The organism is Serratia sp. AR11 (assembly GCF_056376275.1).
On the sequence record NZ_CM150739.1, the window covers coordinates 999,574 to 1,019,736 of the forward strand.

Consider the following 20,163-nt stretch of genomic DNA (forward strand, 5'->3'; position numbering starts at 1 on the left):
ACTTTATTACTTTCATGGAGATAAACGGATGTCTGGAACTTTAGGAACACCCCGCGCTTTATTGTCATTGTTGATCGCCACGTCGTTGGTGGTGGCCGGTGCGGCACAGGCCCGTGATACCGGGATTAAGCCAGAAGATATCAAGCGTCAGCCTTTATCGTCGGCGGTGGTGGAAATGGCCTTCAGCCCAAGCCAGCAGGCACTGTTTGTCAGTGCGCCGGACTGGAAGGAAGAGGCGAAATCCCGCGTGCTGCGTCTGGATCCGGCCACGCTGGCGGTGCAGGCGGAGATCCCGCTGCAGGTGAAGGGCTTCGGCGTGGCGCTGGATGATGCCGGGCATCGGCTCTATCTGACACAGGGTTTCAACGGCTCGGTCGGCGTGGTCGACACCACCACTAACCGAGCACTGGCCAGCATCCCGGTGACCGAAAAGAGCATGCTGGAAAAAACCTACAAAGACGCCGGTATCAGCGGTAAACGACTGGAGTTTTTGCTCGAAGAGCTTAAGCGCTTCAAGATAACCGAAGACTATCAATACCGTATCCGTGAGGTGAAATATGACGCGCAGACCGGTCGCCTGTTCCTGCCGGGGCTGGGCTTCGGGGTGGATAGCGTGCTGTTTGTGGTGGATACCAAAACCAAAAAACTGGAAAAAATGATCCCAGGGTTTGGCTACAACGCGGTAGGGATCACCCTCGATGAAAAAGGACGGCGCGTATTTGTCTCTAACATGCAGGGACAGTTGATCACCCTGAATGCCGATACGCTGGCGATCACCTCCACCAAAGAGATCCAGGCGGATCAGTTGCTGAATCTGGTGTATGACGGCAAGAACAACCGTTTGTTAGGCGTGGATCAGGGGATCGATCGCGATAACTATCGCAACACTCATCTGGAGCGCGACTACGTGAAGCGCAGCAGTGGTCACCGGGTGTTTGCACTGGACGCGGACAGCGGCAAGGTATTGGCCAGCGAACTGACCGATGAAGTGCCGATCGGCCTGCTGCTGGACGATCGTAATCAGCGGGTGTACGTCGCCAACCGCAATGGGGTCCGTGTCGACCACGGCGCGGGTACGTTAACGGTGTTCGATTCGAAGACCCTCAAACGCCTGCAAACGCTGGATTTGCCACCGCACCCTAACAGCCTGGCACTGGATACCAGTAACAATGTGCTGTTCGTGACGGTGAAAAATGACGGTGCCAGCACCAAGGCCGGTAAACCGGAAAGCGTGGTGCGTATTCAACTGCCGAAAAACTAGTTTTATCCTGCTGCGTCAGTGAAGGCTGACGCAGCGTATTTCTGCCCGACCTCAATATGCCGCCAGCTCATGCATACACATTCTGTGCTTCTTCACGGCCAACGCAATTGATCCCCACTGCAACGCAGATCTACACTGCTGGACGGAAGGCATCGCCATTCCCCCCGATATTTGATCAGCCAAATACCTCCATTAAGGGCTTCCCATGAATCATTTTCGACCCGTTGCACTGGAACATGCCAGCCGTTTACTTAACCATGGCCCGACGGTGTTGATCACCAGCAGAAGTCAGGATGGCGAACGGCGCAATGTGATGGCGGCCGCTTGGTCGATGCCGGTTGAATTTACGCCGCCGCGCATTGCCATTGTGGTCGACAAGGCGGCACATTCCCGACAAATGATCGAAGAGAGCGGGGTGTTTGGTATCTGCATTCCGGCTGCGATGTTTATCGACACCACCTATGCGGTGGGCAATATCTCGGGGCAGGAGGTGGAGGATAAGTTTTCCCGTTTCAATATTGCCACGATCTCCAGTGCGACGTTGAATGTCCCCTTGATAGAACAGGGCTGCGTGGCCTGGCTGGAGTGCCGTCTGTTACCGGAGAGTGGCGCTCAGCAGAAATATGACACCTGTTTCGGCGAAGTGGTCGCCGCTGCCGCAGATGAACGGGTATTTCAGGGTGGCCGCTGGAACTTTACCGACGCCGATCCGCAGTTGCACACCATCCATCATCTGGGGGCCGGCAATTTTATTCGCAGCGGCGATACCCTGCGGGCAAAAAGCCTATAAATAATTTTCAGCCACTCACACCCGCGGTAAGCACGTGGGTGTGAGTTTTCCGCATTTGAATCATCGCGGACTCAGTCACCGGAATTAATTGTGGTGAGCGGGGCGAGCCTCTGGCGCACGTTTTTCTGGCGTTTTTTTATATGGTTTCTTGAGCGCTTGTTTATTGTGATGTGATTTTTGTTGCATTTTATTGCTGTGCGGTTTTTTATTATTTTGATGAACTACCGGCCTGTCATTATATTTGTTAACCGGTGCTGCAGCGAATACCGATGTGCAATTTAGCGCCATTACGGCGGTAATAATGAGTATCAGTTTTTTCATTATGATGTCCTGATTTATTTCAGTGGTGTTTTCGGTCAGCCCCAGACAAGGGGCTGACTCCTTAACGTGGGCCGTTAAAATGATAGCCAGGGCCACCGCGCCCACCGCCGCCTGGAGGCGGGAATATACAGCCGGAAAGCATTGCGCTAATCGCCAGCGCGCTGATGAACATCATAATACGACGCATAATATAACCTTTAATCTCTAAATTAAGATGGCTAGTATCATCTTCCGTCGTTGGTATTAGCAATATGGAAAGAGTAGGCAAACCGAAAAGGTTCTGTAAGTAAGAATATTCTAATCGGGGTGTGACCTATTACGGTAGTAGGAGGGGTTAATATCCCGCCCTGAGCATTTCATCTCGCAATAAATCGATTATCGCCGGCTCTATGTCAGGGAATTGCCGCGTAATATCGTTTATGGCTTCCTCGACGGAAGGGGCGACAAAGGTACCGGAGAAGGGCAGCAGAGGAAGGCTGGCATCGCTGTCCGGGAATTCACCACTGATGGTGCCGGTGATGATGCCCGCTATCTTTTCCGCAGTGAAATCGTATTCGCCAATATTTTTATTAATGGGTGTCATTTTAACCTCGGTATAGAATTTCCTGGTGCTGCTACGCACCGGTCAACGCCTTCTTTTAAGCATAGTGCCTGGGTCGGAGAACACCACCAAACGTCTGGCCCACGCCTTTGATATGGGTCAATCCCACATAAACATAAGGTAATAAAAACTGGTCTTGTCCCGATAATTTGATTATAAACACCGGCGTTAGGGACAATGTTCTCATCTGAATTGGAGTAGTTATGTTGGCTAAAGTTAATCGTCTGCTTGCCGGTGCGTTACTGGTGTTATTGCTGCCTGCCGTTGCTGCGGCGGCGGATTACCGCGCGGGCGAGCAATATACTCGTCTGGATAAGCCGGTGGCGTCGGCCCCTGCAGTGGTGGAGTTTTTCTCTTTCTATTGCGGCCCGTGCTATCAGTTTGCCGAGACTTACCATGTGGGCAGCACCGTCAGCCAGGCATTGCCTGCGGGCACCAAACTGACCAAATACCACGTTGGCCTGATGGGCAAACTGGGGAATGAGCTGACCGAGGCCTGGTCGGTGGCGATGGTGATGGGCATTGAGGACAAAATCGAAGGCATGCTGTTCGACGAGCTGCAAAAGAAGCGTGCCATCAACAGTGAACAGGATATTCAGCGGGTGTTTGCCGCTGCCGGTGTTGATGCGGCCACCTATGAAAATGCGCGTCACAGCCTGCTGGTGAAGGGCATGATCGCCAAACAGAATGAAGCGGTCAAAGCGCTGGACGTGCGCGCCACGCCATCGTTTTATGTTTCCGGCAAGTACAAGATCGACAATGCCGGAATGGCGAGCCAAAGCGTTGACGGCTATGCCAAAGAGTACGCCGCCGTGGTCCACTATCTGCTGACCACCCAGCCTTAAGATTTTCCCCTTACTCTTGTTTTTACCTACCCGGCTGCGGCCGGGTTTTTCATATCGGGTGGCGCAAGACGCAATCTGTGATCTCGGCGCCAGATCCCGGCTCCGGCATTGCTTGTATGTTATCGGGTTGTTATGTTGATTTTCTGTTCAACGCCGACAGCGTTTGTCGCTGATGTGTGAAGGGGTAAGGCATGGCAATTTCCGCGCAGGTCAGGGAGGCCGGTTTCGAGGAGTGGTTGGCGAAAATCAACTCCGCCTGCGGCCGCTTTTGCGCCAGGACATTGGGGCCTGGCTTTAGCGGGGCTATGCAGGAATTCCGTGCCCACGCGCTGCGCCTGAGCGTGGTGGATGCCGCTCAGACCCGGTTGTATCGTACCCAACAGGAGATTGCCCGTAGCGACGGTTCGCACTTTTTCACGGTATTTCAGCTACGTGGCAGCTCAATGATGGAGCAGGGCGATCGGCAGGCGGTGTTGTCCGCCGGTGACGTCACGCTAATCGACGCTTCGCGCACCAGCAGCTTTACCTTTCAACAAGACTCCCGCCAAATTTCATTGCTGATGCCGCGCAGCTATCTTGAGCAGTCTTCGTCCGATGTACAGTGCGTGCGGCGGCTGGATGCGCAAAGCAGCGTGGTGCGCCTTAGCCGGCAACTGGTGCTGGGGTGTATGCAAGACTCACAGATGAGCGCTCCAGAGAGTGAGGCGATCCTGAACGCGGTTGCGACGCTGTTGCGTCCGGCGCTGGTCGATCGCGTGGTGGGGGAAGACAGCCCTCCGCGCAGCTTCAGCCGTACGCTGGCGTTTATCGATACGCATATTCAGTCGCCGCAGTTACGGCCGGAGTGGATCGCCGATGAGCTTGGCGTTTCGGTGCGCAGTCTGTATCGGATGTTTGCTCGTCAGGGGCTGGTGGTGGCGCAATATATCAAGCACCGCCGTCTGGATTTGTGTGCGCAGGCGTTACGCAGCGCGCCGGAGCGGCAGAAACTGGCCACTATCGGCTATGACTGGGGTTTTGCCGATCACAGCCACTTTTCCACCGCCTTCAAAAGCCGTTTTGGCGTTTCGCCGAGCGAATATCGCAAGCAGTATCAATAGCGCCTTCTGCGGCGCTATTGATGATGAAGGCGCTCTTTAGTAACGAATGCACACCGATTTGGATTCGGTATAGGCATCCAGCCAGTCCGGGCCGAAGTCGCGGCCGCTACCCGATTGTTTAAAGCCGCCAAAAGGCATGTTGGCGTCGATCAACGTATGGGTGTTGACCCAGACCGTACCGGCCTGAATGCGTGGCGTATAAGCCATTGCTGCCTGCAGGCTGGTGGTCCACAGGCTGGCGGTCAGGCCGTAATCGGTGTCGTTGGCTTTGCTCAGCGCTTCTTCGGCGTCCGCCACCCGGATCAGATTCACCACCGGGCCAAACACTTCTTCGCGTGCCAGATTCAACTGATCATCCGGGTTTATCACCAGCGTCGGCGGAATATAGAACCCTTGTGAGTCCGGTCCGGCTGCGCCGCTGATCAGTTCCGCATGCTTGGATCTGGCGTCGTCCAGATAGGCCGCCACTTTATTCCGGTGATCGCTGGAGACCAGTGGGTTGATCTGCGCATTGGCATCCATGCCCGGCCCGACGGTCAGTGACTTCACCGCCTGCTCGAACCCGGCAACCAGGCTGTCGTAGATCGGTGCTTCAATATAAATCCGTGAGCTGGCGGCGCACACCTGGCCCTGATTGAGGAAACTGCCCGCCATCAGGCCTTCGATAACCTGTTGTTGATCGGCGTCTTTCAGCACGATGGCCGGGTTTTTACCGCCCAGCTCCAGCGTGACGCGGGTCAGGCGATCTGCCGCCGCCCGCGCGATGCCTTTACCCACCGGTGTGGAGCCGGTGAAGCTCACTTTGGCGATCAACGGGTGTTCGGTCAGTGCCTTGCCACAGCCGGTGCCTTTGCCGGTTACCACGTTAAATACGCCCGGCGGAATACCGGCCTCGGTAGCCAGTTCGGCCATGCGCAGCAGGGTGAGCGGGGTGGTTTCCGACGGTTTGATGACGATAGAGCAGCCCGCCGCCAACGCTGGCATTACCTTCCACATGCCGATCATTAGCGGGAAGTTCCACGGCACGATACCGGCTACCACGCCAATCGGCTCTTTACGGGTATACACCTGATATTTGGCGCCCGGCGGCATCGGGATTGACACGTCCAGGGTTTGGCCGGTGATTTTGGTGGTCAGCCCGGCGGTGTAGCGCATCCAGTTCAGCGTGCAGCCGACCTCGAACATGCGGGCAATATTGATAGACTTACCCTGTTCCAGCGTTTCCAACTGGGCCAGCTCTTCGGTGTGTTGTTCAAGCAGGTCGGCATAGCGCAGTAGAATGCGCTCGCGCTCGGCGGGTAAACGTTGTGCCCAGACTCCGGAGGTGAAAGCCTGGTGGGCAGATTGTACGGCACGCGCGACGTCCTGTGCGTTGGCGTCGGCGGTGGAGGAAATTTGTTTTCCGTCAGCGGGGTTAAATACCGCCAACCGATGTTCGGCACTGGACTCGCACCATTGGCCGTCAATATACAGCCCATGATGACGATCGAGAAAACGCGAAACGCTGTCCATCACTGCTAGGGTGTTGTCAGGCATACGCCCTCCTGTCAGACAAAAAAGGTCGCTATCATTAACCTTAAAAGTCTACAGCAGGCCCAGCGGCAGGACTTTTGTCTGCCTGACAATCGGTTTGCTCTGCGTGACATAACGGCTGAATGAGTCAGCCGTTAATCGGCGGGATCAGGAGCTGAGGGTCGCCAGGCGGGTGGCGAAGCCGAGGAACAGCAGGCCAATCAGACCATTGCCCAGTTTTGCCAGGCCTTTCTTGTGGTTAAAGAAGTGCGCCAGCATCGCGCCGGAAAAGATCAGCGTGGTCATGTAGATAAAACTGACCGATTCGAGGATCAACGCCAGAATGGTGAACGACAGACCGGTATGGGCATAGTTGAAATCGATAAACTGTACGAAGAACGACACATAAAACAGGATCGCTTTCGGATTGGTCAGGCTGAGCGTCAGCGATTTGCGCAGAATGCTGTGGCTGCCTTCAATCTGTTGATGCTGCTCGGCATTTTTCTGGATAAAGGTGGCGTAGAGAATCTTGGCACCCAGGAACAGCAGGTAAATCGCGCCGAGAAAACGCACCAGGGTAAACAGAAACGGCGTGGTGCGGATCAGCGAAGCCACGCCAATGTAGGCGCAGAAAATCAGGATTGCATCACCGATAAACACGCCCAGCGCGGCGGTATAGCCGGCCCGCACACCGCGTGTTACGCCGGTTTTCAACACATACAACGTATTCGGGCCCGGCAGGATGATGATAAAAATCACCCCGGCCAGATAGGTCCAAAGATTCAGGACGCCAAAACTTTCTAACACAATAACCTCTCCATGCGCGGAACTGACAGCCAATAACACTGGCTACACCCGTAGCCGGGCGCGATCCTAACGCCGCGGGGGCGGGTTGGCAACGTAATAAACTTCATGTTGATTACCGTATTTCGCCATCAGTTGCGCGCAGGCAGACAGGGGTTATGGCTTACGTGCCAGCAGCGTGGCGAAACGCAGCGAAATGCGATTACCGGCGGCATCGGTTTTGTGCAGTTGGCCAACGTCCTCGTTGTACTTAAGCACTTCCCACCCGGCGTAATAGTCTTTCAACTCACCCGGTTTAAAAGTGAATGGGAAGGGCAGGCTGCAAGGGTAATCCGGGGTATCCATCGCCGCGACGATCAGGTTGTAACCGCCGTCGACGGTACTGTCCTGCATGTTTTTCACCAGCCGCGGGATCTGCGCCGGGTTGAGGAACATCAACACCACGGTGGAAAGGATAAAGTCGTATTCGCCGCTGAAAGTATAAGTATTGAGATCCTGCACGCTGGCGCGAATGTGCGACAAACCTTCGCTATCGATGATGCCGTTGAGGTTATCGATCGACGGGCCGTGTTTGTCCCAGGCGGTGACGTCAAAGCCTTTCAGGTTGAGATAAAGCGAGTTGCGTCCGCCGCCGCAGCCCAGATCCAGCGTCTTACCGGGCGCGATCTGCTGTACGGCCTCAATCACTTCGGAGTGGGTACGCGTCAGCTGGTATTTCTTGTGATAGTAATCTTCCGGCGAGCAATAGAAAGCCAGTTGGCAGGTCATATCATCGGAGAATGAAACGATGCGGTGCCATTGCTGCGGCTCGATAAACGGCGGTTGGCTCTCGGGGCTGAACTGCCAGGTTTCGGTGGTTTCGCCCTGTTCGTTCATCAGTGCGAAGGTCAATGTCCCGCTCAGTAGCCTGAGTTTGGCCCAGGTGCCGCTCTGGGTGTTGTGCTTTTGCTGGAAGCTCTCTGGCAGCGTAGTGCTGTTCCATTCAGGCAGGGTTTTATAACAAAGCAGTTGGTTCATCTATCACTCCTTGGGTTCTGCGTTGCCGCATTACGATTCTATATGTTGCATATAAAATACATGTTTAAGGGCGCTTTGAACATGCCTGAGATCATCAAAGTGCATTTTCCTGGTGGCCGTACGAGAGGATTGGCATATTTAAACTGGATCACCGTCCCAGCCTGGGCTAACGTCAGTGCAGTTTATGCTAAAAGATCAGGGAAAAGATGCTAATTCGCCGTTTTATCAAGCCATTGAGCCTGGGTGCACTGTTGGTGCTGGCCGGTTGTAGCACCAAAACCACGACCACTACGCCGGTGCAACGTCCAGCAGACGTCAAAGCCCAACTGGTACGGTTAATGCCGGCCAACACCGCGGACCGTCAGGGGTGGGCCACCGATATCACCGCCGCTTTTGCCGCGCAGGGCATTGAACCCAGCGACCAGAATCTGTGTTCGGTGCTGGCCGTCACCGAGCAGGAGTCGACCTTCCAGGCCAACCCGCCAGTGCCGGGGCTGCCAAAAATCGCCTGGAAAGAGATCGACCGCCGCGCTGACCAGCTGCATATTCCCAACTTCCTGGTGCATACCGCCCTGATGATCAAATCACCAAACGGCAAGAGCTACAGCGAGCGGCTCGATAAGGTGCGCACCGAAAAAGATCTGAGCGATATCTTTGATGACATGATTAATTCGGTGCCGATGGGGCAAAAGCTATTTGGCAGCCTCAATCCGGTGCATACCGCCGGGCCGATGCAGGTGAGTATTGCCTTCGCCGAAGCCCATGCCAAAGGCTATCCGTACCCGATTGACGGCACCATCCGCCGCGAAGTCTTTAGCCGCCGTGGCGGCATGTATTTCGGTATCGCTCACCTGTTGGGCTATCCGGCCAACTACAGCCAACCGATTTACCGATTTGCCGACTTCAATGCCGGTTGGTACGCCAGCCGCAATGCGGCCTTCCAGAGCGCAGTCAGCCGCACGTCGGGCATTCCGTTGGCGCTGGACGGCGACTTGATTAACTACGGTACCGATAAGCCGGGCACCACCGAGCTGGCGGTACGCACCCTCGGCAAGCGGTTGGACATGAGCGACTCGTCGATTCGTCGGGCGCTGGAGAAGGGGGATTTGCCTGAGTTTGCCGACACCGATCTGTATGAGCGAGTCTATGCCCTGGCGGAGAAAACCACCGGCAAGAAACTGCCACGGGAAATGCTGCCGGGCATTCAACTGGAAAGCCCGAAAATTACCCGCAAGTTGACCACCGCCTGGTTTGCCAAACGGGTGGACGAGCGGCGCCAACGTTGCATGACCCGCGCCTCGGCGGGTTAAACCTGTGGGGTGCTGATAAATGCAGGATGCCGCTCGGCCTGGGCGGCAAATGCCGCCAGCGTCGGGTGGTTATCGGCGCTAATCAATTCGGGCAACATGAGTTGAGTGAAGCTCCAGGCCACCGCCACGCTGACCTCAGCGCTGCCGATCACCGCGAGTGCGGTGCCGGCTCGCGCCAACTGTTTTTCCAGTTCGGCATAGGCTGCCAGCAACTGGCCCTGAACGCGATCCAACCAGGGCTGATGCTGTTTCTCCTGCGGCCGTAACTGTTGTTCATAAACGATTTGCACCGTTTTTTCGCAGACGGCCAGCGCCAGGCCATTGAGTTGCAGGGCATAAAGTCGCGCAGTACCTTCAGTCGGCAGCAGAGCCTTACCGCTGGGGGCTATGCCGGCGGCGTATTCCAGGATCAGTGAGGAGTCCATCAGGATTTGATCGTCGGCCAGTACCAGCGTCGGGGCTTTTACCACCGGGTTAATGGCTTTGAATTGCTCAAAACCGCTGAATACCGAAATTGCGCGGTGCCCAAACTCTATCTCTAATAATTTCAGACAAATTGCCACCCGGCGTACATAGGGTGAATCCAGCATGCCAATCAGTTGCATCACGTTCTCCTGAGCCTATTCGCCCGATTTAAGTGAATGAATAAACGTCACCAGCCGTTGGGCTACCGTTTCCGGCGCGTCTTCCATTAAAAAATGGCCCGCCTGAGGGATCACCTGCAGCCTGGCACCGGGAATGTCGCCCTGCAAACGATAGGCGTAACTGACCGGTTGCCACTCATCGTCCTCACCCCACAGGATTTGCACCGGCAGGCGTAGCTCAGGCAGGCGCTGGGCGAAGTCTTCAGTATAGCGCGCGTCGTAATGGGCGATTTGATGTTGATAAAATGCCGGTTGACCGACCACGCCGACGATCGGTGCCAGATAGTGCTGTAATAGCTCTCCGGACATCCGCGATTTGTTGAACACCGCCATTTTCAGTTGGCGAGCCAGGGTTTGCTCATGCTGTGAGGCGTCCATAACGGCGTACTGATGATAATTATCGCGGATGCCGCGCCAGCTTGGTGAAGGCCAGGAATCATAACTGCAAATATCCGCGATGGTCAGCGAGCGAAAGCGCCGGGAGTGCCCAAACGCTGCGCGTAGCGACAATGCGCCCCCAATATCGTGACCAAACACGTGGGTGGACTCCAGTTGCCAATGGTCCAGCAGGTCGATCAGTAAATCTGCCTGTGCAGCAATTGAAGTGTCAGCCGACAATGGGCGTTCTGATGCGCCGTAACCCAATAAATCGTAGATATGGACTCTAAAGCCCGCCGCCGTCAGGCTGGGCAGCAAATCCCGCCAGATGATCGAGTGGGCAGGGGTGCCGTGTACCAATACCAGGGGGTTACCGGTGCCATGTATGCCGGTGGCAATACGATGGCCATTAACAATAACCTGCTGATTAAGCACAGATGTTAAGCCGTTCATGTTGATTATCCGGTTGCCGTGTTGTACGCAAACCATACTCATCGTCTTCCTATGACGCCAATGACAAGTTATGGTGAGTAAATCCGATTTTTGTCATGAGGTGTCTATGAACCAGCGCTTATCCATTGATGCTTTACGGGCGCTTCAGAGCGTTATCGATACCGGTAGCATGACGCGTGCGGCGCAACAGCTAAATCTCAGCCAGTCGGCGGTAAGTTGGAAAATCAAACGGCTGGAGGAACAGTTGGGGCGCACGCTGGTCAATCGTCAGGGCATGACGTTGACTGCCACAGCGGATGGCGAGGCACTGTTGTCGCATGGACGGCAGATTCTGCAGGCTCACGATCGGGCACTGGCGCATTTTTCTCCTTCATTATTGCAGGGTAAGGTGCGTTTTGGTGCCACGGAACAGATGTCTTTACCTCAGTTGGCTGCCCTGCTGGCGGGATTCACCCACCAACACCCACAGGTGGATGTGCAACTGGTCATCGAGCAAAGCCAGGTGTTGCGTAATGCACTGGAGCAAGGAACGCTGGATCTGGTGCTACACCAACAGTTTTGCGATGCGCTGAGCGCAGAAGATGTGGTGCTGGCAACGGAGCATATTCACTGGTGTGTACCACCGGGTTGGCGCTATCAGCCCGGAGACAGGGTGAAACTGGTCAGTTACGGACCGGACTGTTTTTACCGCCGCCTGGCGCAAGAGCGCCTGAGCGCCGCGGGTATTGCCTGTCAGGTGTCGGTGGAGTGCCCGTCGGTGGCGGGGATGCTGGCGGCCATCTCTGCAGGAATGGGCATTGGTCTGCTCAATCAGCAGTCTGTCGATCGGCGAGTACAGATCGAGGCCAACTTTGAGCGCAGTCTGCCTTTGCCACCCGTGGCGCATGCGTTACGTCTGGGGGCCAGGCGGCACCACCCAATACTGCAAACCTTGCAGCAGCAGGTGGTGCAAGCTCTGGGAAAATCCGCCGTTACCTGAGCAACGGCGGATGGAGCTAAGCGCGGCGCGGGTTGGTCAGGCCGAAGTTAAAGTTATTGCAGCGGTTGCAGAACTCCTTCATCACCGGCGGTGTGTCCATCATCGGCACCTTTATTTCGATAAAGGTCAATTGATCCTGTCGTGAGGCGTGCTCGAGCGCCAACTCCAGCTGTTGGGTGGTTTCTACCGCCACGCAAAACGGTGTCGCCTGGGTGTTGAGCACGGCAGGCAGTTTGGCGTAGTCCCACGGCCCAATATCGTTGTACGACGAATTTTCGCCGAGAATGTAACGCTCGATGGTGTAACCGTCGTTATTAATCAGGAAGATAATCGGCTTCTGATCGTAACGCAGCAGGGTGGAAACTTCCTGCGCGGTAAGCTGGAACGAGCCATCGCCAATAAACAGCAGGTGCCGCCGTTCCGGGGCGGCCATCATGGTGCCCAGCAGCGCCGGTAAGGTATAACCGATCGAGCCCCAAATCGGCTGATTGACCACCTGGACGCCGTCCGGCATCCGCATGCCGCCAATCGCCGCGCCCGAGGTGCCGTTCTCTACCACCAGCACGTCATCGGCCCGAATAAAGCGTTGCAGGCGCTGCCATAAATAAGCCTGATCGATTGGGGTTTCGCTCGGCGTCGGTAGCCGATGGCGCGCTTCGGGTAGCACGGCCGGCTGATGATCTGCCACGCCTTCACCCAATGCCAGCAGCGCCTGTAGCAGGTCTGTCGTCGCCACTGCCGGATAAGAAGTCTCTCCCAGCTTCACTGAAAACGGCTGAATATCGATTTGTGCGTCGGACGGGATACGATGCGAGAAATAGCCGGTGGTGGAGTCCACCAACCGTACGCCGAAGCTCAGCACGCAGTCTGAGTGCGCCATGTGTTCATAGAGTTCGGGGCGTGACAGATTACCGCTGTAACCGCCGATCCAGCCCGGCGTGGTTTCTGGAATAATGCATTTGGCCGTCGGCATGTTGGTGAGCGGGATGGCGAATTTATGCGCCACGTCGATCACCAATTGTTGTAGCTGAAAGCGGTCCACCATTTGGTCGACCAGAATAATCGGTTTTTTTGCCAGTTTTAGCCGCGCAAGCAACGCCATTGCTGCCAGTTGAACATTATATTTGTCGCTGGCGGGTAATTGCGGTGGTGCCACCGCCTGAGTGATTTCAATTTCTACATCACAAATATCAGAAGGTAATTGCAAATAAACCGGTTTCTTTTCCGTCCAGGCGCGGGAAATAACGCGGGGAATTTCCACTGCCGCATTTTCCGGCGTAATTAATGCCTGGGCGACGGTGAATTGTTTAAAACAGTTCATCACGTTATCAAAGTTACCGTCCGCCAGCGTGTGGTGCAGCAGCAGGTGATTTTTCATGGCATGCAGCGGCGGGGTACCGGACAGGCAGACCACCGGGGCCGATTCGGCGTAGGCACCGGCAATGCCGGACAGTGCGGCCAGGTCGCCGACGCCATAGGTAGTGATTAGCGCTCCGGCGCCTTTTAGCCGTGCATAGCCATCGGCTGCGTAGGAGGCATTGAGTTCATTACAGTTGCCAATGAACTCCAGCCTGTCATCCTGTTCAATCAGTTCCAGCAGCGCCAGATTATAGTCGCCGGGTACGCCATAAATACGATCGATGTTCAGGGTGCGGAGCTGTTGCAGGATAAAGGCTCCAATAGTGATTTTCATGTATTTCTCCGGATTTCTTATCTTTCTTTTATCAGGCAGAGAACGGCAAAGTTAATTGCCGGTGATGTTGTGTCGCGAACCATGAAATAACGCTGAACCCGTATGAGCAGGGCTTCGCTGGTTAGCTTTAACAATTATTTAAACTATCGGCTTGTTCAAGTTGCGGTGGCGGTATCGGGAGCCGGTGGCTTGTATTCGGGGGTTTACGTTGTGACTAATCGCCATCAAATGTAAGGTTATTGATGTTGGTATTTTTCATTGAATGTAATAGATATGTAAAATTTGGCGTGTGTAGCCAAATCATGGGCCGCTGGTTGAACGTTCGGTACTTTTGCCTGCGGGTTAAATTGCTGCCTGCCATCCACCCGCTATCGACGACATTGGCCTCTATTGCAGCGATGTAACTGCATATTTACAGCGGCGCTGCCCGACGGGGGCCTGAGCTGGATGGGATCGCCGATATAACGGGTTTTCAGTCCCGATTAAAAACGTGACCGCCGTTACATTTGCTTGCCGGTCGGCAGTAAACATTTCGCTACACCCAGAGTAGAAAAGAAGTTTTCCCACAGGTTTTATAACCGCCAGAACCCGCCAGCGTGGCGGGGCGATTGCGGAGTATTCTGACAGACGCTGCCCTGAGGGAAGGATAGCCTGAGCGCCCGAAATCGGCTCTCGCCCCTGATGACGGCTAAACTTAACCAAGTGACAACAGGGGGGAGAAACAGGCTGGATAAATAAGATACAGCTTGATCTTGATTAGGTGATGGGTAAGAATCCCCGGCCTTATTTTTTACAGGAGTTTGATAATGCTTTTTAAACGGACAATTTTGGCTTGCACACTGGCGCTGCTATTTCCTGCACTACCTTCTTTCGCTGAGGTTGGTGCAGAAAATGGCAATTCCGCGCAGGCTGAAAAACCGGGGTTGTGGAAGCGTTTCACCAGTAACGTGGCCGAAACCTGGAACAACTCTCCGAATAAAGACCTCTATGTGCCGGCAATTACCTGGCACAACCGCCTGACTTACAGCCAGGAAAAAATCGACTCGTACAACGAGCGGCCGTGGGGCGGTGGCTATGGTATCTCGCGTTACGACAGCGACGGCGACTGGCATGGCCTCTATATGATGGTATTCAAGGATTCGTTCAATAAGTGGGAACCAATCGGCGGTTACGCTTATGAGAAGATCTGGCGGCCGCTGGAGGACAAGGATTTCCGTCTTGGCCTGGGCTTTACCGCCAGCATCACCGCGCGTGATAACTGGAATTACATCCCTATCCCGGCACCCTTGCCGTTGGCCTCTATCGGCTACAAACAACTGACCTTCCAGGCCACCTATATTCCCGGCACCTACAATAACGGGAACGTGTTCTTTGGCTGGTTCCGCTGGCAGTTCTAATCACCGGCGGGTCGTTCGATCTGCCCCCTGTTGCTGATTATTCAGCCAAAAAATTACCTCAATTCTGAAAAATTCGCGGCATTGTCAGTTAAAAGGAACTTGTCGCCGGTGGTGGCGTCCGAAGATGTGACCCAGCGCATTGCGCTTATTGCACCGGATAGGCCCGCCTGATTTCCCCTGCCGTACAGGGCAATGGAAGCAGGCAGGAATGGCGAGATAACAGGAGTTTTACCCTAATGAACACCAAGCAACGTTTACTGCTGGCACTGACATTGACCACCGCTATGACCTGTGGCACGGCTCAGGCTGCCGGACTGATGGATTCTCTCAGCAGCGCCGCCGGTGAACTGAGCAAGTCAGGCGGCAACACTGGCGGCACGTCACTGTCTTCACTAACCGGTTTGTTGAACGGCGGTGATAAAGCGCTGAGTTCCAACAGCATGACCAATGCCGCCGGCATCCTGCAGTACTGTGTGAAAAATAACGTACTGTCAGGCAACAGCACTGAAGCGGTACAGGACAAGTTGTTGAGTAAGCTGGGTATCAGCAGCCCTGAGAACGCCAAGAGCCAGGACTACCAGCAAGGGCTGGGCGGTCTGCTGCAAACCGGCGAAGGCAAGAGCCTGGATCTGAACAGCCTGGGCACCTCGCAAATTACCGAAAAAGTGAAGCAAAAGGCCTGCGATCTGGTACTGAAGCAGGGCACATCCTTTATTTCCTGATAGCGTAAACGGCGGCTAACAACAGTTACCGCCGTTTTAATTTGTATAAGCATGAAAACATGAAAAAAATTCTGATGATCTCGCTGTTCGCAGGGATGGCGATGCTACAGGGCTGCACCATGAACTCCAACGATGCGCCACCCCCACCTAAAATGAAACCGATCGGCATGGCCAATCCGGCAGACGTTTATTGCACCGAGATTGGCGGCAAATTGAATGCCAAACAAAATGCCAACGGCCAGTATTCCACCTGTACCCTGCCTGATGGCCAGGAAATTGAAAGCTGGGAACTGTTTCGCCGCGATCACCCGGTGAAGAAATAAGCGTTCGGGTTAAAACTCACGATCGCTGATCGGCTGTAGCCGCACGCTGCCGTCCGTTTGCGGGGTTAGCGGCAGCCGCCAATTCTGCTGGCTGTTGAGGGTGAAAGGCCGGGAGCGGAAGTTACAGCCGCTTTTGATATTTCTGACCTTCAGGACATACTCGCCGGCCGGATTGGTTTTGAGATGGAAACTGCCGGCCGCGGGAATAAACACTTCGGCCAGCTGTTGCGGCTGGCCGGGCGTTTCCAGTTTGACCAACACCGGAAAATCGTTGTTTTGATTGTCCAGCGTCAGTTGCTGCAGGCGCCCGTTGGCCTGGTGTTCCGCCTGGTGCAAGAAACCGGCTGAGGTTGGCCAGGGTTGTCCTGCATTGTCATGCAGGGGGCCACCGCACTGTTCGCGTGCCTCGCGCAGCGGCATTTCACGCTGAATAGCCCGGTTGTAATCAGTGGGGATGACCGAGACAAACTCATCGTCATTTTGATGAGCGCGCAGATAGCGCTTGGCGCTGAACACCCCAACGGCGATCAGCATAAAGAAGATAAAAATCGTCAGGCGACTCCTGAAAATTCCCCCAAACAGCCTGCCCGGCAATTGAAACAGCCACTTCACCACTTTTGACAGCATCTTTTTCCCTTAGCGCCCAAGCCGTTACGTTCTGCGGTAACGTTGCTTGCCTCAGTATAGTCAAATCATTCGGGCTGAGGAGAGCGTCTGATGAAATTCCCGTGCTTACCCGATCCCTTATTCCAGTAACAGCAGCAGTAAATGTCCACCACGACGGCAACCACAAAACCCGCCAGCCCCGTTTTCGAATTATTTGTACGTTTATGCACATTTGTGTACATTCATGATCACTTGTTCGCCACCGAGAGACAGAATGTCCAAACTGCTCCCCAACCAACGCCATGAAGCCATCCTGACCCTGCTGCAGCAACAGGGGCAGGTGCTGGCGGTCGAAATGGCCGAGCGCCTGAACACCACCGAAGCCACCATTCGGCGCGACCTGCGCCAGTTGGCGGCTCAGAACCTGTGTAAGCGCATTTACGGCGGCGCACTGGCACCGACACCGGCAACCGGGCCGATCGAGGCACGACTGCATTTGAGCGGTGATGAGAAGCAGGCTCTGGCGTTGGCCGCACTGGCGTTGATCAAGCAGGATCAGGTGATTTTCCTCGATGCCGGCAGCACCCACCTTTACCTGGCCGATCTGTTGCCATCTGACCAAGGGCTGACAGTGGTGACCAATTCACTGAGTATCGCCGCCAAAATGCTGGAAAGGCCGGGGATCCGCACTATTTTAATCGGCGGTGAGCTGGATGCCGACATCGGTGGTTGCGTGGACGCTAAAGCGGTGCAGGAAATTGACGGTTTTCATTTCGACATCGCCTTTACCGGCATCTGCGCCTATGAGCCGGGCAGCGGTTTTTCGGCGCTGAATTATCAGGATGCCCAGTTCAAGAAACGCTTGCTGACGCGTTCCGGTAACGTGGCGGTGCTCTGTACCGGCGACAAAATTAATACCTATGCCCCTTACAGCTTCCTCGATGCCAGCCGCGTTGATTACCTGGTGACGCCTCCTGGCAGACACCCACAGCTCGAACAGCAGGTGACCCACAGCGGTGGCAAGGTGTTGTACAGCGATTCCCCTATTGGAGAGTGAAATGAAAATAGCCCATGTTGCCCTGTGGACCCGTGATATTGATGCGCAGGTGGCGTTCTGGCAGCGTTACTTCAACGGCGTGGCCGGAGAGTTGTACTTCAGCAAGAATCGCCCGGGTTTTGTTTCCCGTTTTGTCAGCCTGGCTAGCGGCCCAACGCTGGAGATCATGAGTTTGCCGGAGTTGCTGCCGACGGATCAGGCCAATGAACGAGTCGGTTGGGCACATATTGCGCTGTCGGTCGGCGACGAGGGGCTGGTCGATCAACTGGCGCAGCGTGCGCAGCAGGAGGGGATCCTGCAAGCGCCGCCACGCTGGACCGGCGATGGTTTTTACGAAGCGATCATCCGCGATCCGGACGGTAACGCCATCGAAATCACCGGTTGATCACTCTTCTTCGATAGTCGCGAACTGCTGCGCCAGATAGTCGAGCAGCAGCCTCACCGCTGGCAATAGCCCACGGCGTGACGGGTAAACCGCATGCACCACGCCGCCCTGTGGCTGCCAGCCGGGTAACAGTTGCACCAGCTCGCCGCGCAACATGTCGTCGCGCATCATCATCGACGGCAGTTGCACAATACCGGCGCCGGCAATCGCCGCGGTACGCAACATCAGCATATCGTCGGTAACCAGCCGTGGCCTGTGTTCCCATTCCACTTTTTCGCCGTCCGGCCCGGTCAACTGCCACAAATGCTGTGCACGCGCAGGCCCGAGATCGAGCGTGGGATACTTATGCAGATCCTCCGGTCGTTGCACCGGGCCGAGGGTGCGCACCAGTGCCGGGCTGGCGGCGATACACCAGGTGCGCTGCGCCAGGATCTTCAGCACCAGATCGCTGTCTTCCAGCGGCGGTGGCCGCACGCGGATCGCCAGATCCAGTCCTTCCCCCACCACATCTACCCGGCGGTTGGTGGCGTCCAGGTGCACCGTGACTTGCGGGTAATCGGCCATAAAGGCCGCCACCATGCTGCCGACCCGGGTATGCAGGATCGCCACCGGGCAGGACATGCGCACCGTGCCGCAGGGTTCGGCGCGGGTTTGTTCGATCGCCTGCTGCGCCGCATCGGCCTCCACCAGCATGGCCTTGCAGTGTGCATAGTAGTTCTGGCCGACGTCGGTGACGGAGAAACGCCGCGTTGAGCGTTGGATCAGGCGCACGCCCAGACGTTCTTCCAGCAGTGCCACACGGCGGCTCAGTTTTGACTTGGGAATGCCCAGTGCACGGCTGGCGGGGGCGAATCCCTGGTGATCGACCACGGCGGCGAAGTAAAACAGATCGTTCAAATCAGTGAACATCGTCTGTCCTTATCGTTCCATTTATAGAACGCTGAGTGTACATCTTGCCTACTACTGCAGCAAATGGCGTTGGATTAAACTTCTGGCATCAACCTAAGGTCGTGAGACCTGAAACAGGAGTTCAAGATGAAAAAGATCCTCGGTATTTACAACAGCCCTGAAGCCCACTGGGTCGGCAACGGCTTCCTGGTGAATTCGCTGTTCTCCTATAACGATCTGGGGGCGGAAATGAGCCCGTTCCTGCTGTTGGATCACGCGGCACCAACCAAGTTCCGCTCTGCCTCCGGCACCCGTGGCGTTGGCCAGCACCCGCATCGCGGGTTTGAAACGGTGACCATCGTCTATCAGGGGGAAGTCGAGCATCGCGATTCCACCGGCAGCGGCGGGGTGATTGGCCCTGGTGACGTGCAGTGGATGACTGCCGCCTCGGGTATTTTGCATGAAGAGTTCCATTCACGGGACTTCTCGCGCAACGGCGGCACCATGGAAATGGTGCAGTTGTGGGTAAACCTGCCGGCCAAGGACAAAATGGCTGAGCCGGGTTACCAGACGCTGCTGAATGCGGATATCCCGGTGGTTCCACTGGCGGATGGCGCAGGGCAGGTTCGGGTGATTGCCGGTAGCTTCGGCGACGCAGCAGGCCCGGCACGCACCTTCAGCCCGCTTAATGTCTGGGACATGAAGCTGAACGCCGGCCACACCACCACGTTGACGGTGAAAGAAGGCCATACGCTGGCGCTGGTGATACTGCATGGTGCCATTCATGTTAACGGCGAGGAAGTGGTGCGCGAAACCCAAATGGTCAGGTTTGACCGTGCGGGGGATTCAGTCACTATCGAAGCCAATAACGATGTCAGCTTGCTGGTACTGAGCGGCGAGCCGATCGACGAGCCGATCGTCGGTTATGGCCCGTTCGTGATGAACAGCGACGCGGAAATCCAGCAGGCTTTCCAGGACTTCAACGGTGGTAAGTTCGGCAGCATGGCAGCTGAGCACCAGGCTGGTTAAGCGCTTATCCACACTTTAGAACCGATCCGGAAAAACAGCTCCGGATCC

The 20,163-nt window shown here is 55.6% G+C and carries 23 protein-coding genes; 12 read left to right on the forward strand and 11 right to left on the reverse strand.

Annotated features, from left to right (window positions below; all coding sequences use genetic code 11):
• Positions 1-28: 28 nt before the first annotated feature.
• Together ACSOSI_RS04705 and ACSOSI_RS04710 are read left to right on the forward strand one after the other, a co-directional pair.
• Entirely contained in the window at positions 29-1,261 is a 1,233-nt protein-coding gene (locus ACSOSI_RS04705; protein ID WP_112363343.1) for a YncE family protein, read from the forward strand.
• Between the two features lie 205 nt (positions 1,262-1,466).
• Positions 1,467-2,051 carry a flavin reductase family protein gene (locus tag ACSOSI_RS04710; protein WP_368452993.1) on the forward strand — a complete coding sequence of 195 codons (585 nt, stop codon included), beginning with the start codon at positions 1,467-1,469 and terminating at the stop codon, positions 2,049-2,051.
• 84 nt (positions 2,052-2,135) lie between these two features.
• Here ACSOSI_RS04710 and ACSOSI_RS04715 read toward each other — a convergent pair whose 3' ends face one another.
• The 3 genes from ACSOSI_RS04715 to ACSOSI_RS04725 form a co-directional block, all read right to left on the reverse strand.
• Positions 2,136-2,372 (reverse strand): hypothetical protein, encoded by a 237-nt coding sequence (locus ACSOSI_RS04715; protein WP_476706624.1) that lies wholly within the window; start codon positions 2,370-2,372, stop codon positions 2,136-2,138.
• Between the two features lie 61 nt (positions 2,373-2,433).
• Positions 2,434-2,559, reverse strand: coding sequence for a hypothetical protein (locus ACSOSI_RS04720; protein WP_256138198.1), 126 nt, complete (start codon positions 2,557-2,559; stop codon positions 2,434-2,436).
• Positions 2,560-2,706: 147 nt separating this feature from the next.
• A complete protein-coding gene (locus tag ACSOSI_RS04725; protein WP_476707248.1) occupies positions 2,707-2,955 on the reverse strand; it encodes a hypothetical protein in 249 nt (82 codons plus the stop codon).
• A 221-nt stretch (positions 2,956-3,176) separates the two neighbouring features.
• Between ACSOSI_RS04725 and ACSOSI_RS04730 the strand changes: the two genes are divergently transcribed.
• The gene (locus ACSOSI_RS04730) at positions 3,177-3,818 is read left to right on the forward strand and encodes a protein disulfide oxidoreductase DsbA (protein WP_017891752.1); all 642 of its coding nucleotides are present in this window, start codon (positions 3,177-3,179) and stop codon (positions 3,816-3,818) included.
• A 191-nt stretch (positions 3,819-4,009) separates the two neighbouring features.
• Positions 4,010-4,918, forward strand: a complete 909-nt coding sequence (feaR, locus tag ACSOSI_RS04735; protein ID WP_476706625.1) for a transcriptional regulator FeaR — start codon at positions 4,010-4,012, stop codon at positions 4,916-4,918.
• Positions 4,919-4,954: 36 nt separating this feature from the next.
• On the opposite strand, the gene ACSOSI_RS04740 is transcribed toward feaR, so the two are convergent.
• The 3 genes from ACSOSI_RS04740 to tehB all read right to left on the reverse strand — a co-directional run bounded on the left by ACSOSI_RS04740 (position 4,955) and on the right by tehB (position 8,251).
• A complete protein-coding gene (locus tag ACSOSI_RS04740; RefSeq protein WP_115183188.1) occupies positions 4,955-6,454 on the reverse strand; it encodes an aldehyde dehydrogenase family protein in 1,500 nt (499 codons plus the stop codon).
• A 144-nt stretch (positions 6,455-6,598) separates the two neighbouring features.
• On the reverse strand, positions 6,599-7,237 hold the full coding sequence (gene leuE, locus ACSOSI_RS04745; protein ID WP_017891756.1) for a leucine efflux protein LeuE: 639 nt from the start codon (positions 7,235-7,237) through the stop codon (positions 6,599-6,601).
• A gap of 153 nt (positions 7,238-7,390) precedes the next feature.
• Positions 7,391-8,251 (reverse strand): SAM-dependent methyltransferase TehB, encoded by an 861-nt coding sequence (gene tehB, locus ACSOSI_RS04750; RefSeq protein ID WP_017891757.1) that lies wholly within the window; start codon positions 8,249-8,251, stop codon positions 7,391-7,393.
• A gap of 206 nt (positions 8,252-8,457) precedes the next feature.
• On the opposite strand from tehB, the gene ACSOSI_RS04755 reads away from it, so the two are divergent.
• On the forward strand, positions 8,458-9,561 hold the full coding sequence (locus tag ACSOSI_RS04755; RefSeq protein ID WP_476706626.1) for a DUF1615 domain-containing protein: 1,104 nt from the start codon (positions 8,458-8,460) through the stop codon (positions 9,559-9,561).
• Here ACSOSI_RS04755 and ACSOSI_RS04760 read toward each other — a convergent pair.
• Both ACSOSI_RS04760 and ACSOSI_RS04765 read right to left on the reverse strand, forming a co-directional pair.
• Positions 9,558-10,166, reverse strand: coding sequence for a glutathione S-transferase (locus tag ACSOSI_RS04760; RefSeq protein WP_476706627.1), 609 nt, complete (start codon positions 10,164-10,166; stop codon positions 9,558-9,560). The genes ACSOSI_RS04755 and ACSOSI_RS04760 overlap by 4 nt on opposite strands.
• A gap of 15 nt (positions 10,167-10,181) precedes the next feature.
• Complete coding sequence (locus tag ACSOSI_RS04765; protein ID WP_476706628.1) at positions 10,182-11,036, reverse strand: alpha/beta fold hydrolase; 855 nt, start codon at positions 11,034-11,036, stop codon at positions 10,182-10,184.
• A 70-nt stretch (positions 11,037-11,106) separates the two neighbouring features.
• On the opposite strand from ACSOSI_RS04765, the gene ACSOSI_RS04770 reads away from it, so the two are divergent.
• Positions 11,107-12,015: a LysR family transcriptional regulator gene (locus ACSOSI_RS04770; RefSeq protein WP_476706629.1), complete on the forward strand. Its 909-nt coding sequence runs from the start codon at positions 11,107-11,109 to the stop codon at positions 12,013-12,015.
• A gap of 16 nt (positions 12,016-12,031) precedes the next feature.
• Here ACSOSI_RS04770 and ACSOSI_RS04775 read toward each other — a convergent pair whose 3' ends face one another.
• Entirely contained in the window at positions 12,032-13,708 is a 1,677-nt protein-coding gene (locus ACSOSI_RS04775) for an alpha-keto acid decarboxylase family protein (protein ID WP_476706630.1), read from the reverse strand.
• Positions 13,709-14,511: 803 nt separating this feature from the next.
• Here ACSOSI_RS04775 and pagP point away from each other — a divergent pair.
• From pagP to ACSOSI_RS04790, 3 genes are all read left to right on the forward strand, one after another.
• Positions 14,512-15,105: a lipid IV(A) palmitoyltransferase PagP gene (gene pagP / locus ACSOSI_RS04780; RefSeq protein ID WP_476707249.1), complete on the forward strand. Its 594-nt coding sequence runs from the start codon at positions 14,512-14,514 to the stop codon at positions 15,103-15,105.
• Between the two features lie 236 nt (positions 15,106-15,341).
• Positions 15,342-15,827 carry a YjjA family protein gene (locus tag ACSOSI_RS04785; protein WP_476706631.1) on the forward strand — a complete coding sequence of 162 codons (486 nt, stop codon included), beginning with the start codon at positions 15,342-15,344 and terminating at the stop codon, positions 15,825-15,827.
• A gap of 59 nt (positions 15,828-15,886) precedes the next feature.
• Positions 15,887-16,150, forward strand: coding sequence for a putative hemolysin (locus ACSOSI_RS04790; RefSeq protein WP_012005436.1), 264 nt, complete (start codon positions 15,887-15,889; stop codon positions 16,148-16,150).
• Positions 16,151-16,159: 9 nt separating this feature from the next.
• Here ACSOSI_RS04790 and ACSOSI_RS04795 read toward each other — a convergent pair whose 3' ends face one another.
• Positions 16,160-16,777, reverse strand: a complete 618-nt coding sequence (locus ACSOSI_RS04795) for a hypothetical protein (protein WP_012005437.1) — start codon at positions 16,775-16,777, stop codon at positions 16,160-16,162.
• A gap of 253 nt (positions 16,778-17,030) precedes the next feature.
• Here ACSOSI_RS04795 and ACSOSI_RS04800 point away from each other — a divergent pair, with 253 nt between their 5' ends.
• Both ACSOSI_RS04800 and ACSOSI_RS04805 read left to right on the forward strand, forming a co-directional pair.
• Positions 17,031-17,813, forward strand: coding sequence for a DeoR/GlpR family DNA-binding transcription regulator (locus tag ACSOSI_RS04800; protein ID WP_375189306.1), 783 nt, complete (start codon positions 17,031-17,033; stop codon positions 17,811-17,813).
• Between the two features lies 1 nt (position 17,814).
• Complete coding sequence (locus ACSOSI_RS04805) at positions 17,815-18,198, forward strand: VOC family protein (RefSeq protein WP_476706632.1); 384 nt, start codon at positions 17,815-17,817, stop codon at positions 18,196-18,198.
• Here the strand turns inward: ACSOSI_RS04805 and ACSOSI_RS04810 are convergent, their stop codons facing one another.
• Positions 18,199-19,107 (reverse strand): LysR family transcriptional regulator, encoded by a 909-nt coding sequence (locus tag ACSOSI_RS04810; protein ID WP_112363359.1) that lies wholly within the window; start codon positions 19,105-19,107, stop codon positions 18,199-18,201.
• A gap of 126 nt (positions 19,108-19,233) precedes the next feature.
• On the opposite strand from ACSOSI_RS04810, the gene ACSOSI_RS04815 reads away from it, so the two are divergent.
• Positions 19,234-20,115, forward strand: coding sequence for a pirin family protein (locus tag ACSOSI_RS04815; RefSeq protein WP_012005441.1), 882 nt, complete (start codon positions 19,234-19,236; stop codon positions 20,113-20,115).
• The last annotated feature ends 48 nt before the right edge of the window (positions 20,116-20,163 follow it).